The 13647-nt window shown below is 76.3% G+C and carries 16 protein-coding genes; 12 read left to right on the plus strand and 4 right to left on the minus strand.

Annotated features, from left to right (window positions below):
* Positions 1 to 51: 51 nt before the first annotated feature.
* Positions 52 to 1371: a M20/M25/M40 family metallo-hydrolase gene (locus CHC04_RS09960; protein WP_217897282.1), complete on the plus strand. Its 1320-nt coding sequence runs from the start codon at positions 52 to 54 to the stop codon at positions 1369 to 1371.
* A gap of 2 nt (positions 1372 to 1373) precedes the next feature.
* Here CHC04_RS09960 and CHC04_RS09965 read toward each other — a convergent pair whose 3' ends face one another.
* On the minus strand, positions 1374 to 2249 hold the full coding sequence (locus CHC04_RS09965; RefSeq protein ID WP_089404026.1) for a LysR family transcriptional regulator: 876 nt from the start codon (positions 2247 to 2249) through the stop codon (positions 1374 to 1376).
* Positions 2250 to 2332: 83 nt separating this feature from the next.
* Between CHC04_RS09965 and CHC04_RS09970 the strand changes: the two genes are divergently transcribed.
* From CHC04_RS09970 to CHC04_RS09980, 3 genes are all read left to right on the plus strand, one after another.
* Entirely contained in the window at positions 2333 to 3031 is a 699-nt protein-coding gene (locus tag CHC04_RS09970) for an aspartate/glutamate racemase family protein (RefSeq protein WP_089403746.1), read from the plus strand.
* Between the two features lie 7 nt (positions 3032 to 3038).
* Positions 3039 to 3845: an SDR family oxidoreductase gene (locus CHC04_RS09975; RefSeq protein WP_089403747.1), complete on the plus strand. Its 807-nt coding sequence runs from the start codon at positions 3039 to 3041 to the stop codon at positions 3843 to 3845.
* A gap of 144 nt (positions 3846 to 3989) precedes the next feature.
* Positions 3990 to 4943, plus strand: a complete 954-nt coding sequence (locus tag CHC04_RS09980; protein WP_089403748.1) for an NADPH:quinone oxidoreductase family protein — start codon at positions 3990 to 3992, stop codon at positions 4941 to 4943.
* 3 nt (positions 4944 to 4946) lie between these two features.
* Here CHC04_RS09980 and CHC04_RS09985 read toward each other — a convergent pair whose 3' ends face one another.
* Positions 4947 to 5150 (minus strand): DUF5703 family protein, encoded by a 204-nt coding sequence (locus CHC04_RS09985; protein ID WP_089404027.1) that lies wholly within the window; start codon positions 5148 to 5150, stop codon positions 4947 to 4949.
* A gap of 142 nt (positions 5151 to 5292) precedes the next feature.
* On the opposite strand from CHC04_RS09985, the gene CHC04_RS09990 reads away from it, so the two are divergent.
* The 3 genes from CHC04_RS09990 (at position 5293) to CHC04_RS10000 (ending at position 6848) form a co-directional block, all read left to right on the plus strand.
* Positions 5293 to 5553 carry a hypothetical protein gene (locus CHC04_RS09990; RefSeq protein ID WP_089403749.1) on the plus strand — a complete coding sequence of 87 codons (261 nt, stop codon included), beginning with the start codon at positions 5293 to 5295 and terminating at the stop codon, positions 5551 to 5553.
* A gap of 269 nt (positions 5554 to 5822) precedes the next feature.
* Positions 5823 to 6020 (plus strand): hypothetical protein, encoded by a 198-nt coding sequence (locus tag CHC04_RS09995; RefSeq protein ID WP_089403750.1) that lies wholly within the window; start codon positions 5823 to 5825, stop codon positions 6018 to 6020.
* 66 nt (positions 6021 to 6086) lie between these two features.
* Positions 6087 to 6848 carry a DUF2470 domain-containing protein gene (locus CHC04_RS10000; RefSeq protein WP_089403751.1) on the plus strand — a complete coding sequence of 254 codons (762 nt, stop codon included), beginning with the start codon at positions 6087 to 6089 and terminating at the stop codon, positions 6846 to 6848.
* A gap of 45 nt (positions 6849 to 6893) precedes the next feature.
* Here the strand turns inward: CHC04_RS10000 and CHC04_RS10005 are convergent, their stop codons facing one another.
* Positions 6894 to 8870 (minus strand): AAA family ATPase, encoded by a 1977-nt coding sequence (locus tag CHC04_RS10005; RefSeq protein ID WP_089403752.1) that lies wholly within the window; start codon positions 8868 to 8870, stop codon positions 6894 to 6896.
* Entirely contained in the window at positions 8867 to 9847 is a 981-nt protein-coding gene (locus CHC04_RS10010) for an aldo/keto reductase (protein WP_089403753.1), read from the minus strand. Before CHC04_RS10010 ends, CHC04_RS10005 begins: the two co-directional genes overlap by 4 nt.
* Before the next feature lie 178 nt (positions 9848 to 10025).
* Here CHC04_RS10010 and CHC04_RS10015 point away from each other — a divergent pair, with 178 nt between their 5' ends.
* The 5 genes from CHC04_RS10015 (at position 10026) to CHC04_RS10035 (ending at position 13643) form a co-directional block, all read left to right on the plus strand.
* Complete coding sequence (locus CHC04_RS10015; protein ID WP_089403754.1) at positions 10026 to 10859, plus strand: undecaprenyl-diphosphate phosphatase; 834 nt, start codon at positions 10026 to 10028, stop codon at positions 10857 to 10859.
* A gap of 125 nt (positions 10860 to 10984) precedes the next feature.
* The gene (locus tag CHC04_RS10020; RefSeq protein ID WP_089403755.1) at positions 10985 to 11683 is read left to right on the plus strand and encodes a histidine phosphatase family protein; all 699 of its coding nucleotides are present in this window, start codon (positions 10985 to 10987) and stop codon (positions 11681 to 11683) included.
* A 55-nt stretch (positions 11684 to 11738) separates the two neighbouring features.
* Entirely contained in the window at positions 11739 to 12290 is a 552-nt protein-coding gene (locus CHC04_RS10025; protein WP_089403756.1) for a DUF3090 family protein, read from the plus strand.
* 16 nt (positions 12291 to 12306) lie between these two features.
* Positions 12307 to 13056, plus strand: coding sequence for an SCO1664 family protein (locus CHC04_RS10030; RefSeq protein ID WP_089403757.1), 750 nt, complete (start codon positions 12307 to 12309; stop codon positions 13054 to 13056).
* A 200-nt stretch (positions 13057 to 13256) separates the two neighbouring features.
* Positions 13257 to 13643, plus strand: coding sequence for a VOC family protein (locus CHC04_RS10035; RefSeq protein WP_089403758.1), 387 nt, complete (start codon positions 13257 to 13259; stop codon positions 13641 to 13643).
* Positions 13644 to 13647 lie beyond the last annotated feature (4 nt).

Here is a 13647-nt window from a genome sequence, read left to right on the forward strand (position 1 = left end):
GCAGGGTCCGGCGTCGGGTTGCGGCGGGCCGCGGAGCCCTACGCTCGCCGGGTGGAGAGCGAAGGTCCCGTCCAGGCCCAGGCCGAGGTCGCCGAACTGCTGAGCGAGCTCATCCGGATCGACACCACCAACACCGGCGACACCGCCACCAGCGCCGGGGAACGGGTCGCTGCCGAGTGGGTGGCCGGCAAGCTCGACGAGGTCGGCATCGCCTCGCAGGTCCTGGAGTCCGAGCCGGGCCGGGCCAGCCTGGTCGCCCGCGTCGAGGGCGCCGACCGCTCGCGGCCGCCGCTGCTGGTCCACGGCCACCTCGACGTCGTCCCGGCCGACCCCGCCGAGTGGAGCGTGCACCCCTTCTCCGGCGAGGAGCGCGACGGCTACGTCTGGGGACGGGGCGCCGTCGACATGAAGGACATGGACGCGATGGTCCTGTCGCTCGTGCGCGACTGGGCACGCACCGGCGTCCGGCCGCCCCGCGACATCGTGCTCGCCTTCCTCGCCGACGAGGAGGCCGGCGGCACCCTCGGCGCCCGGTGGCTGGTCGACGAGCACCCCGACCTGGTCGCCGACTGCACCGAGGCGATCAGCGAGGTCGGCGGGTTCAGCATCACCGTCCGCGACGACCTGCGCCTCTACCTGGTGCAGACGGCGGAGAAGGGCCTGGCGTGGATGCGGCTGACCGCCGGGGGGAAGCCCGGCCACGGCTCGTTCGTCCACGACGACAACGCCGTCACCCGGCTGTGCCAGGCCGTCGCGCGGATCGGCTCGGCGCGACTGCCCACCGTGCTCACCCCGCCGATGCGGCAGTTCCTCGCCGCCGTCGAGGAGGCCTACGGTATCGAGATCGACCCCGACCAGCCCGAGGAGGCCCTCGCCCGGCTCGGCAGCATCAGCCGCATGATCGGCGCGGCGCTGCGCAACACCGCCAACCCGACCATGCTCGACGCCGGCTACAAGACCAACGTCATCCCCGGCACCGCCAGCGCCACCGTCGACGGCCGCTTCCTGCACGGGCAGGCCGAGGAGTTCGAGCGCCAGCTCGCCTCGCTCATCGGCGAGGGGATCCAGCGGGAGTGGATCGTCCACGACCAAGCCGTGGAGACCACGTTCGACGGCCCGCTGGTCGACCAGATGGTCGCCGCCCTGAAGAGCGAGGACGACGGCGCGCGGCCGGTGCCGTTCACCATGAGCGGCGGCACCGACGCCAAGAGCTTCGAGCGCCTGGGCATCCGCTGCTTCGGCTTCTCCCCGCTGCGGCTGCCCGCCGACCTCGACTTCGCCTCGCTGTTCCACGGCATCGACGAGCGGGTGCCGGTGGAGTCGCTGCGCTTCGGCGTCCGGGTGCTCGACCGGTTCCTCCGGGCGGTCTGACCTCAGCCGGCGGCGCGCAGGGCCTCGAGCGCCGCGGCCACGGCGGGCACCCGCCGCGCGTCGGGCCGGACGAGGGTCTCCACCACCCGCCCGTCGACGTCGGCCAGCTCGACGGCGGTCACGCCCGGCTGCGCGCCGACCGCGAACGCCCACGCCGGCAGCAGCGCCACCCCGAGCCCGCGTGCGACCAGCCGCTGCACCACCACGTGGTCGTCGGTGGCGAACCGGACGTCGGGGACGAAGCCCGCGCGGCGCGCGCACCGCAGCAGGTGCCGGCGGCAGCGGACGCACCCGGCGATCCACGGCTCGTCGCGCAGGTCGGCCAGCGCGGCGGGCACCGGGGACCCGTCGGGCACGACCGCCTGCACCGGGTGGCGGGCCAGCGGCTCGCGCAGCAGGTCGCCGGGCACCTCGTCGTCGTCGTCGTCCTCGTGCCGGAAGACGACGGCGAGGTCCGTGGCGCCCTCCCGCACCGCAGCCTCCGCCTCGGGTGGCTCCAGCTCGGCGAAGTGGACCTCCAGCGCCGGCGCCCGCTCGCGCAGCGCGGCCAGCGCCGGGGGGACGAGCACCGCCGCCGCGGTCGGGAACGCGGCGACCCGGACCACCCCGGTGGCCAGCCCGGTCAGGGCGGCCATGTCCTGCTCGGCCGCGGCCAGCCGGTCGGCGATCGCCTCCGCGTGGCGCAGCAGCCGCCGGCCGGCCTCGGTGAGCACGACACCCCGCCCCTCGCGCACCACCAGCGGCGTCCCGGCCTCGGCCTCCAGTCGCCTGACCTGCTGGCTCACCGCCGGCTGCGTCCACCCCAGAGCCCGGGCCGCGCCGGCCAGGGACCCGGCGCGGGCGACCTCCCGGAAGACGAGCAGGCGGCGGGAGTCCACGGGCGACATCCAAGCAGCGCTTGGGTCCGCCGGTCGATCCCGCGGTCTGGTGGGAGAGGTCCGCCGCGGCGAGGCTGGGCCCCATGAGGACGATCGGACTGCTCGGCGGCATGAGCTGGGAGTCGACCGCGCTGTACTACCGCGTCGCCAACGAGCTGGTCCGCGACCGGCTCGGCGGCCTGGCCAGCGCCTCGCTGTTGGTGCGCAGCCTCGACTTCCGCGAGGTCCGCGCCTGCCAGGTGGAGGACCGGTGGGACGACGCCGCGGCGCTGCTCACCGCCGAGGCCCGGACCCTGGAGTCCGCCGGCGCCGACCTGGTGGTGCTCTGCACCAACTACATGCACAAGGTCGCCCCGGCGATCGAGGCCGCCCTGTCGGTGCCCTTCCTGCACATCGCCGACGCGGTGGCCGCGGCCGCGCCCGGACCGGTCGTCGGGCTGCTCGGGACGGCCGGCACCGTGCGCGAGCCGTTCTACCGGGAGCGCCTGGCGGCGGCCGGCCTCACGGTGCTGGTGCCGCCGGAGGACGACGTCGAGCGGGTGGACGCCGCGATCTTCGGCGAGCTGTGCCGCGGGGTGCTCTCCGACGGGACCCGCGCGGACCTGCGCGCGGTGATCGCCCGGCTGGCCGCACGCGGCGCCGACGCCGTCGCGCTGTCGTGCACCGAGCTGGAGCTGCTGCTGCGGCCGGAGGACTCCCCGGTGCCGCTCCTGCCCTCCGCGCGGCTGCACGCCACCGCCGCCGTCGACGCCGCGCTGGCGCCGTCGGCGCTCGTGGTGTGATGCCGGGGTGACCTCTCCCACGCGCCTGCGCCCCGGTTCCGTCGCCCTGATCACCGGAGGGACCGGCGGCTTCGGCCGCGCCCTCGCCGCCAAGCTGCGCGAGCGGGACGTCACCGCCGTCCTCGCCGACCTCGACACCGAGCGCAACCGGTCGGTCGCCGAGGAGCTCGGGTGCCCGTTCGCCGTGCTCGACGTCACCGACCGCGCGGCCAACGAGGCCGTCGTCGCGCAGGTCGAGGCCGAGCACGGCCGGCTCGACGCCGCCTACCTCAACGCCGGCATCTCCGCGGCCAAGAGCGACGACGCCCTCGACCTCGAGGAGTTCATGCGGGTCGTCGACGTCGACCTGTTCGGCGTCGTCTACGGCGCGGTCGCCGCCCGCCCGGCCATCGCGCGGGCCGGCGGCGGCGCGATCGTGGTGACCGCCTCGCTGGCGGGCCTGTCGCCGATGCCCACCGACCCCGGCTACAGCGTGGCCAAGAGCGGCGCGATCGCGTTCGTGCGGTCGATGGCGCCGCGGCTGACGCGCGAGGGCACCACGATCTCCGCCATCTGCCCGGGGTTCGCCGACACCGCGATCATCGACCGCATCCGCGACCAGTTCGAGGCCGCGGGCTTCCCGGTCATCCCGGCCGCGGAGGTGGCCGACGCGATGGTGATGGCCTGGGAGTCCGGCGAGCCGGGCGCGGCCTACGTCATCCAGCCCGGCGTCGGCACCGTGCCCTACCGCTTCAAGGGCGTGCCCAGCGCGAAGACGGCCACCGGCGAGACCGCCGTCGTCCCGGAGGCGCTGCGCCCGCCGTCGATGCTCTGACGGCGTCCTCCCTCACGTTGACGCGTCCTGGCTCACCGGAGGAGGTGAGCCAGGACGCCGCACGACCAGGTGAGGTGGTCTCGCGCGGCCGCACCCACCGGGGCCGGTGACGGCGGTCACCGGGCGTCTGGCAGGGTCGGGCGCATGCGCGCATGGCGGGTACACGAGCTCGGCGACCCCTCGGAGGTCCTGCAGCTGGAGGACGTCGAGACACCCACCCCGGCCGAGGGGCAGCTGCTGGTGAAGGTGCGGGCGGCGGCGCTGAACTTCCCCGACGTCCTCATGGCCGCCGGCATGTACCAGGAGCGCCCGCCGCTGCCCTACACCCCCGGCGTCGAGCTGTGCGGGGAGACCGAGGACGGCCGGCGGGTCATCGGCAGCCCCGCGGGCGGCCCGGGCGCCTTCGCCGAGTACGCGCTGATGAACGCCGACGACGCCTGGCCGGTGCCCGACTCGCTGAGCGACGAGAAGGCCGGCGCGCTCTACCTCACCTACCAGACCGGCCACGTCGGCCTGCACCGCCGCGCGAACCTGCAGGCGGGGGAGTGGCTGCTGGTGCACGCCGGCGCCGGCGGCGTCGGGTCGGCGGCGATCCAGCTCGGCAAGGCCGCCGGCGCGAAGGTCATCGCCACCGCCGGCGGCGCGCACAAGGTGGAGGTGTGCCGCGAGCTCGGCGCCGACCACGTCATCGACTACACCGCCGAGGACTTCGTCCCCGTCGTCAAGGAGGTCACCGGCGGCGAGGGCGCCGACGTGGTCTACGACCCGGTGGGCGGCGACGTGTTCGACAAGAGCCGCAGGTGCATCGCCTTCGAGGGCCGGCTGGTCGTCGTCGGGTTCACCAGCGGCCGCATCCCCGAGGCGCCGGCCAACCACGCGCTGGTCAAGAACTACAGCGTCGTCGGCCTGCACTGGGGCCTGTACAAGAAGAAGGACCCGGCCGTGATCGGGCAGACGCACGAGGCGCTGGTGCGGCTGGTCACCGAGGGAGCGATCGACCCGCTGATCGGCCAGGTGCTCCCGCTGGAGCAGGCGCCGCAGGCGCTGGCCGCACTCGCCGACCGCGGCACGGTCGGCAAGGTCGTGCTGGTGCCCTGAGGCTCAGGTGACGGGCATCGGCAGGTAGGACAGCCGCGCCCGGCGCCGCAGGATCGCCTTGCGGGTGCCGTCGGCGTGCAGCTGCAGACGGGCGAGCTCCCAGCCGCCGACGTCCACCTGCAGGCTCAGCATGGTCGCCGCTGCGGAACGGGACGTACCCGGCGGGATCCGCAGCGGCGCGTACTCCCAGTCGTCGGCCGCGCTCACCCGGCCGATGGTGCCACGCACGACACCCGCCGGTCATGTGTCGGCCGCCTCCCGGTCTGCTCCCGCTGCGGTCCGGCGGCAGGATGGGCAGCGCCTCACCCGAGCACCGTCCGCAGCACCCCAGACGACCCCAGGAGGACCCGTGACCGATCCCGGTACCGCGAGCGACGCCGACCGCGCGGAGCAGGAGGCGCTCCTCGAACCGGCCGCGCCCGAGCTGGCCGGGGAGGCCGACCCGATCGCCGACGGCGTCCCCGAGGCCGACGCCCTCGAGCAGCAGCTGGCCGCCGCTCCCGGCGCGGCCGGGTCGGTGCGGTCGGTCGGCGACGTCGACGCCAACGAGGCCGACGTCCTCGAACAGGAGGCCGACGTGCCCTACGACGAGGACGACCGCTCGCTCTGAGCCGCCCCGTCCGCGCCCGCGAGGTGCGGCACCCCATCGGGGGAGCGCGTCGCGCCGACCGCCGGCGGCCCCGACGATCGCCGGCGTGACCGCCGCCGTCGTCTCGATCGTCGTCCTGCTCGTGGGGCTGCCGCTGCTGGCGTCCCGGCTGGGCGGACGGCGGTCCTGGGGACGCCTGCGTCCCGGCGCCGAGCCCGACCTCTACCGCGAGCTGGTGCGCCGGCACCGCCTGGGGCCCGCCGAGGCCGCGCAGGTCGAGGGGGCGGCGGGTGTGGCTGCTGCTGTGGGCCGCGGTGCTGCTGGTGGCCGGCGCGGGCCTCGCCTCCCGGGCGGCCGAGGACGGCTGGGCCCTGTCGCCGGTCGCCGGTGCGCTGCTGTGGCCGCTCCTCCTCGTGTACCCGGCCTGGCGCGTGGCGACCGGCCCCCGGCGGGCCATCTCGCGCAACAGCGGGCCACCGCTGTCCTGAGCGGCGTCACCACTTCCCCGGACGGTCCGCTGTGGTTAGGCTTTCCTAACTCGACCCGGGGGAGCCATGACCACCTGCAACGGTCCGCAGGCGCCGTCCGTCGCCGCGGCTGCCGAGCGGGCGCGCACCGTGGCCACCCGCGCCGCGGCCGCGCTCTGCCTCGCCGGGCGCGACCCGAGCCGGCCCCTGGCGCACGCCACCACCACCGCCGGGCAGGTGCTCGTGCTGGTCCCCGGTGACGGCGAGGTCACCGCGGCCCTCGACCGTGCTCCCGACGTCAGTGCGCTGCTCATGGTCAGCGACCGCGCGCCGGTGCCGCTGCGCGACCCGGTGCGCGGCACGCTCTGGCTGTCGGGCTGGCTGACCCCGGTGCCCGAGGCCGAGCGGCGCGCGGCCGCCGTCGCCTTCGCCGAGGTCCGCCCGGAGGAGGCGCTGCTCGACGTCGGCGGGGCGGCCGCCCTGCTGCGCCTCGACCTTGCCGAGGTCGTGCTGCGCGAGGGCCCCGGCTGCGCGGAGGTGTCCCCGGCCGACTACGCCGCCGCCCGGCCCGACCCGCTGGCCGGCATCGAGGAGCGGGTGCTGCGCCACCTCGACCGCGACCACCCCGAGGTGCTCGCCGTCCTGCGCAGCCCGGTGCCGGTGGCGGCGGGGGAGACGGCGCGCCCGCTGGGCCTCGACCGGTTCGGCTACCGGCTGCGCATCGAGGGCCCCGGCGGCCACCGCGACGTCCGGGTGCCCTTCGCGCGCCCGCTCACCTGCGCCGGGCAGCTCAACGCGGCGACGTCGCGGCTGCTGTGCGCCCTGCGCGCCGGGAGCCGCGAGGCATAGGAGGCTCTCCGCACGTCCCGGGCCCCGGGACGTGCGGAGCGCTTCCTATGCCTGGGACGCCTCCTCGCGCAGCAGGCGGGCCAGGCGGGTGCGCCGCGGCCGGACGTCGACCTCCCGCACCGCCCGCGCCAGCGCCGCACCCGAGGCGTGCACGATCGACAGGTGCTGCTGCGCCCGCGTGAGGGCGGTGTAGACCAGCGGCCGCGACAGCATCCCCCCGGCCTCCGGCGGCAGCACCACGACGACGCCGGGCCACTCCGACCCCTGCGCGCGGTGCACGGTGATCGCCCAGCCGTGCTTGAGGTCGGGCAGCGCGTCGCCGGGCACGGTGACCGGCCCGGAGGCGAAGTCGACGGTCAGCGAGCCCTCGCCGGTGGCGGTGACCACGCCGACCTCGCCGTTGGCGAACCCGATCGGCTCCAGGTCGAGGTGGTTGGCGGTGGCCACCACCCGGTCGCCGACGTCGAAGCCGAACACCGTGCCCTCGCCGGGGTTGAGCCGCTCCTTGAGCGCCCGGTTCAGCTCGATGGTGCCGGCCGGCCCGCGGTGCACCGGCGTCACCACCTGCACGTTCCGCGCCTCGATCTTCAGCGCCCGGGGGATGGAGTCGGTGACCAGCTGCACCACCCGCCGCGCCGCCTCGCCGCTGCCCGTGGCGGGCACGACGACGACCTCGCGGTCGGGGGAGTCCACCGGCGGCAGCTGCCCGGTCCGCACCGCCGACGCCAGCCGGGCGATCGCCCCGCCCTCGGCCTGCCGGTAGAGCGTGGTCAGCTCGGTCACCGGGACCGCGCCGGAGTCGATGAGGTCGCCGAGCACGTGGCCCGGGCCGATCGAGGGCAGCTGCGCCGGGTCGCCGACGAGCAGCAGGTGGGTGCCGTCGGGGCAGGCCTCCAGCAGCGCCGCGGTGAGCTCGACGTCGAGCATGGAGGCCTCGTCGACGACGACGACCTCGGCGTCGAGGGGCCACTCCTCGTTGCGGGCGAACCCGCCGCCGAAGCCCTGCGCGCCCAGCAGCCGGTGCACGGTCACCGCCGGGTGGTCGGTGAGCTCCTCCAGCCGCTTGGCCGCCCGGCCGGTGGGGGCGGCCAGCGCCACCTCGGCGCCCTTGGCCCGCAGCAGCCGGACGACGGCGGCCACGGTGCGGCTCTTGCCGGTGCCCGGCCCGCCCGTGAGCAGCGAGACGCCGGCGCCGAGCACCTGGGCGACGGCCTGCTTCTGCGCCTCGTCGAGGCCCTTGGCCACCGACCGGACCGCGGCGGGGTCGGCGATCCGCTCCGCGGTGGCGGCCAGCCGCGCCACGCCCTCGGCGACGGCCTCCTCGGCCATGCCGTAGCGGGCCAGCGACAGCGTGCGCAGCGCCGGGTCGGGCTCGGGGGGTCCGGTGTCGGAGTCCTCGTCCCACTCCGGCTCGGGCGGGTCGTGGTCGAGCACGTCGCCGGACTCGACCGCCGCCACGATCGCCGCCGCGGGGTCGGCGACACCCTCGGCGCGCAGCGCGGCCACCACCAGGTCGGCCGGCAGCACGGTGTGCCCGTCGCGGCTGGCGGTGCGCAGCGTCATGACGACGATCGCGCGGCCGCGGCGGCCGTCCTGCCGGTCGGCGCCGGGCAGGACGGAGATCGCCAGCCGGTCGGCGTCGGTGAGGGTGACGCCGTGCAGGCCGAGCAGCGCCCACGGGTCGTCGCGCAGCCGGCGGGCGGCGTCGTCGCCGAGGGTGTCGGCGGCCGAGGACGCCAGCTTCGCCTCCAGCCCGGCCCGCACCAGCAGCGTGACGACGTCGTAGGTGGGCGCCGCGGCGAGGAAGGAGGAGAACAGCCGCTCGGCGCGCTGCTTGCCCACCCGCGGGAGCTTGAGCAGCTTGGCGACGGTGACGTCGTCGGGCGTGGTGATGCCGGCGGCGGGCAGCTCGGCGGCCGCCCGCTTGCCCAGGCTCGGCCACAGCCCGGCCGCGCAGAAGGCGGCGAAGACCGGGTCCGGCGCGGCGGGAGAGGGTGCCGTGCTGGTCGAGGGAGTCGTCATCGGGCGGCCCGCTGGTCGGGGTAGGAGAAGTGCGGCGCGGAGACGTCCTCGAGCGCCGTCCGGATCGCCGCCGGCAGCCGCACCGCCTCCGCGTCGAGGGACTCCTGCAGCTGCACGGCGGTGCGCGCGCCGACCACCGGGGCGACGACGCCGGGCCGGTCCCGCACCCAGGCCAGCGCGACGGCCAGCGGGGTGGTGCCCAGCCCGTCGGCGGCGGTGACCACGGCCTCCACGATCCGGTCGGCGGTGGCCGAGCGCAGGTCGTCGAGGAACCCGGCCCACTGCGCCGAGGCGCCGCGGGAGCCCTCCGGCGTCCCGGTGCGGTACTTGCCGGTGAGCAGCCCGCGGCCCAGGGGCGACCAGGGGAGCACGCCCAGCCCGAGCGCCTCCGCGGCGGGCACCACCTCGCGCTCGATGCCGCGCTGCAGCAGCGAGTACTCCACCTGGGTGCTCACCAGCGGCGTCCGCCCGGGCCAGGCGCGCTGCCAGGTGGCCGCCTGCGCGGTCTGCCAGCCGGTGAAGTTGCTGACCCCCACGTAGCGCACCCGGCCGGAGGCGACGGCGGCGTCGCAGGCCGTGAGGGTCTCCTCCAGCGGCGTGAGGTCGTCCCAGGCGTGCAGCTGCCACAGGTCGACGTGGTCGACGCCCAGCCGCCGTAGCGAGGCGTCCAGGGCGCTGAGCAGGTGCCCGCGGGAGGCGCCGCGGCCCAGCGGGCCGGGGCCGGTGCGCCCCACCGCCTTGGTGGCCAGCAGTACCTCCGAGCGGGGGACGACGTCGGCCAGCAGCCGGCCCAGGGTGCGCTCGCTGTCGCCGTCGCAGTAGACGTCGGCGGTGTCGACGAGGGTGCCGCCGGCGTCGACGAAGGCGGTCAGCTGCATCGCCGCCTCGTCCTCGTCGGTGTCCCGGCCCCAGGTCATGGTGCCCAGCGCCAGCCGGGAGACGACCAGGCCGCTGCGCCCCAGCGCCCGTTGTTCCACGACGGGCCAACCTACCGCCGCCGGCCGACGGGAGCCGGGGGGCGCGGCGGGTGTGGACGGCGCCGCGCCGGGTCGTGCCCGGGTCGGCCGCGGCGGCGCGCCTAGGCTGTCCCCCCGTGCCGTCGCGACCCCCGTCCCGCCCTGTCCGCCGCCCGACCCGCCGCCGGGGCTGAGCGGCGTGGGGTGGTTCGAGGCGATCGTCCTGGGGCTGGTGCAGGGCCTGACGGAGTTCCTGCCGATCTCCTCCAGCGCGCACCTGCGGGTGGTCGGGGAGGCGTCGGGCTGGGGTGACCCGGGCGCGGCGTTCACCGCGATCACGCAGATCGGCACCGAGGCCGCCGTCCTGCTGTACTTCCGCAGGGACATCGCGCGGATCGTGGTCGCGTGGCTGCGGGCGCTGACCGACCGCTCGCTGCGGTCGGACCCCGACGCCCGGATGGGCTGGCTGATCATCGTCGGCAGCATCCCGATCGTGGTCCTCGGGCTGCTGTTCCAGGACGACATCGAGACGACCTTCCGCGACCTGCGGATCGTGGCGATCGCGCTGGTCGCGTTCTCGCTGGTCCTCTACTGGGCCGACCGGGTGGGCCGCAAGGACCGCGAGCTGCGCCGGTTGACCGTCCGCGACGGGCTGCTGTTCGGGCTGGCGCAGGCGATGGCGCTGGTGCCCGGCGTCTCCCGCTCCGGCGGCACCATCACGATGGGCCTGTTCCTCGGCTACACCCGCGCCGCGGCCGCCCGCTACTCGTTCCTGCTGGCCATCCCGGCGGTGCTCGGGTCGGGCTTCTTCCAGGTCTACGAGACGTTCACCGGCGGCGTCGAGGGCGAGACGATCTCCTGGGGGCCGACCGTGCTGGCCACGGTGATCGCCTTCGGCGTCGGGCTGTCGGTCATCGCCTGGCTGCTGCGCTACCTCGACCGCGGCACCTTCACCCCGTTCGTCGTCTACCGGGTGGTGCTCGGCCTGGCGCTGCTGGCGCTGGTCGGCGCCGGGGTGCTCGCGCCGAACTGACGAGGGGCCCTCCTGCCCCCACCGCTCGCACGCTCGCGGCGGGCCCCTGGAGGAGGGCCGTTCCAGCAGCTCACCGAACCCGCGGTGGGGGAGGCCGACGGCGCCGGTCCCATACGCTCGGCGCCGTGACCACCGTCATCCTCCTGCGACACGGCCGGACGACGGCGAACGCCGGCGGCGTGCTGGCCGGCTGGAGTCCCGGCGTCGAGCTGGACGAGACCGGGCAGGCGCAGGCGGCCGCGGTGGGCGCCCGGCTCGCGCCCGTGCCGCTGGCCGCGGTGGTGAGCAGCCCGCTCGACCGCTGCCGGCAGACCGCCGGGGCGGTGCTCGACGGCCGCGACCTCGAGCTGCGGACCGACGACCGCCTCGGCGAGGCCCGTTACGGCGACTGGACCGGGCGGTCGCTCAAGGAGCTGGTCAAGGAGCCGCTGTGGAAGGTCGTGCAGCAGCACCCCTCCGCCGCGGTGTTCCCCGGCCCCGAGGGTGAGGGGCTGGCGCAGACCCAGGCCCGCGCGGTGGCCGCCGTCCGCGAGTGGAACGCCCGGCTGGGCCCCGACGCGGTGTGGCTGGCCTGCTCCCACGGCGACGTCATCAAGGCCGTCCTGGCCGACGCGCTGGGCCTGCACCTGGACGCCTTCCAGCGGATCGTCGTCGACCCGGCGTCGATCTCGGTGGTCAGCTACACCCAGACCCGCCCCTTCGTCGTCCGGGTCAACGACACCGGCGGCGACGTCGCCGCGCTCGTCCCGCCGAAGAAGCGCCCCCGCCGCCGGCGGGGCAGGGACTCCGACGCCGTCGTCGGCGGGGGAGCCGGCGCCACCTGACGGCGCGGTCCCCGACGTCGCGGCCGGTGTCCGTACCGCCGCGTAACCTGGCAGCGTGCCGCGCCAGGTCTTCCGTTTCGAGCGTCCGACCCGGTTCGTCGCCGGCACGGTGGGTCAGCCGGGGGATCGCACCTTCTACCTGCAGGCCTCCGACGACGACGGCCGCGTGGTCAGCGTCGCGCTGGAGAAGTCGCAGGTGCAGGTGCTCGCCGAGCGCATGGACGAGCTGCTCGACGAGATCGCCTCCCGGCCCGGCACCGTCGTCCCCGCGACCGCCGACGTCGACGACCTCGAGCCGCTCACCGCCCCCGTCGACGAGGAGTTCCGCGTCGCGGCGATGGGGCTGGCCTGGGACGGCGAGGCGCAGGCCGTCGTCGTGGAGGCCGTCGCCGCCACCGACGAGCCGGTCGACGAGGAGGCCATCCTCTCCGACGCCGAGGAGGGCCCCGACGCGCTGCGGGTCACCATCACCCCCGGCGCGGCGCGGTCCTTCGTCGCCCGGGCGCGCCGCGTCGTCGCCGCCGGCCGCCCCTCCTGCCCGCTGTGCTCGCTGCCGCTGGACCCCACCGGGCACGTGTGCCCGCGGCAGAACGGCTACCGCCGCTGAGCACGGGGCCGGTGCGATGACCAGCGGTCGGCCGGCGCAGGAGCTGCGCGCGCCGGGCAGCGACGCGGAGGCGCGCGCCCTGCTGCTCGAGGGGGAGATCGACCTCGAGGGGCGCATGCTCGACGCCAGCAACGTCACGCTGGTCGGCGCCATCCGCACCGCCGCGCTCGAGGCCGAGTGCGTGTACAAGCCGGTCGCCGGCGAGCGGCCGCTGTGGGACTTCCCCGACGGCACCCTGGCCGGCCGCGAGGTGTCGGCGGCGCTGGTCAGCGAGGCCACCGGGTGGGGTGTCGTGCCGCCCACCGTGCTGCGCGAGGGCCCCTTCGGCCCCGGCATGGTGCAGCTGTGGATCGACGGCGACCCCGCCGTCGACCTGGCCGCCTTCGTCCGCTCCGACCACCCCGGGCTGCGCCGCATGGCGGTGTTCGACGCCGTGGTCAACAACGCCGACCGCAAGGGCGGGCACATCATCCCCACGGCCGAGGGCCACGTGTACGGCGTCGACCACGGCATCTGCTTCTCGCCCGACCCCAAGCTGCGCACCCTGCTGTGGCGCTGGGCGGGCAAGCCGCTGCCCCTGGCGGCGCTGGAGGTGCTCGAGCGGCTGGCCGAGGACCTGCGCGGTGACCTCGGCGAGGCGCTGCACGAACACCTGACCCGCCGCGAGGTTCGCTGCACGCAGCAGCGGGTGGCCGAGCTGCTGCGCAGCAAGCTGCACCCCGAGCCGTCGGGGCACTGGCCCGCGCTGCCCTGGCCGCCCTTCTGAGCGACGCGTGTGCGCCCGCGCCGCGTTCGACGCCCCGGAACCCGGCGCCGGCGCACACCCTCGAGCGCGTGTGCGCCCGCGCCGCGTTCGACGCCCCGGAACCCGGCGCCGGCGCACACCCTCGAGCGCGTGTGCGCCCGCGCCGCGTTCGACGCCCCGGAACCCGGCGCCGGCGCACCCGCTCTGCCAGCCTGACCGGCATGCCGCACCGCAGCCGCCTCGCCGTCCTGCTGCTCGACCTGCCGCCGGAGGTGCACCCCGCCGGCCTCGACTTCTGGTCGGCGGCCACCGGCAACCCCGTCGAACCCGACATGGCCGACCCCACCTGGAACTCCCTCGGGTTCCTCGGCGGCGCCGTCTCCCTCGAGGTCCAGCGCACCGGGGAGGGGACGCCGCCGCGCTGGCACGTCGACGTCGAGACCGACGACATCCCCGCCGAGGTCGCGCGGCTGGAGGCCCTCGGCGCCCGGCGGGAGGCCGACATGGGCTCCTTCTGGCAGATGACCGACCCCGCCGGGCTGGTGTTCTGCGTCGTCGGCGTCCAGACCGGCGAGGCGTTCGAGCGCCACGCCCGCACGTGGCCCTGAGCGG

Source organism: Geodermatophilus saharensis (genome assembly GCF_900188205.1).
In the GTDB taxonomy this organism is placed as follows: domain Bacteria; phylum Actinomycetota; class Actinomycetes; order Mycobacteriales; family Geodermatophilaceae; genus Geodermatophilus; species Geodermatophilus saharensis.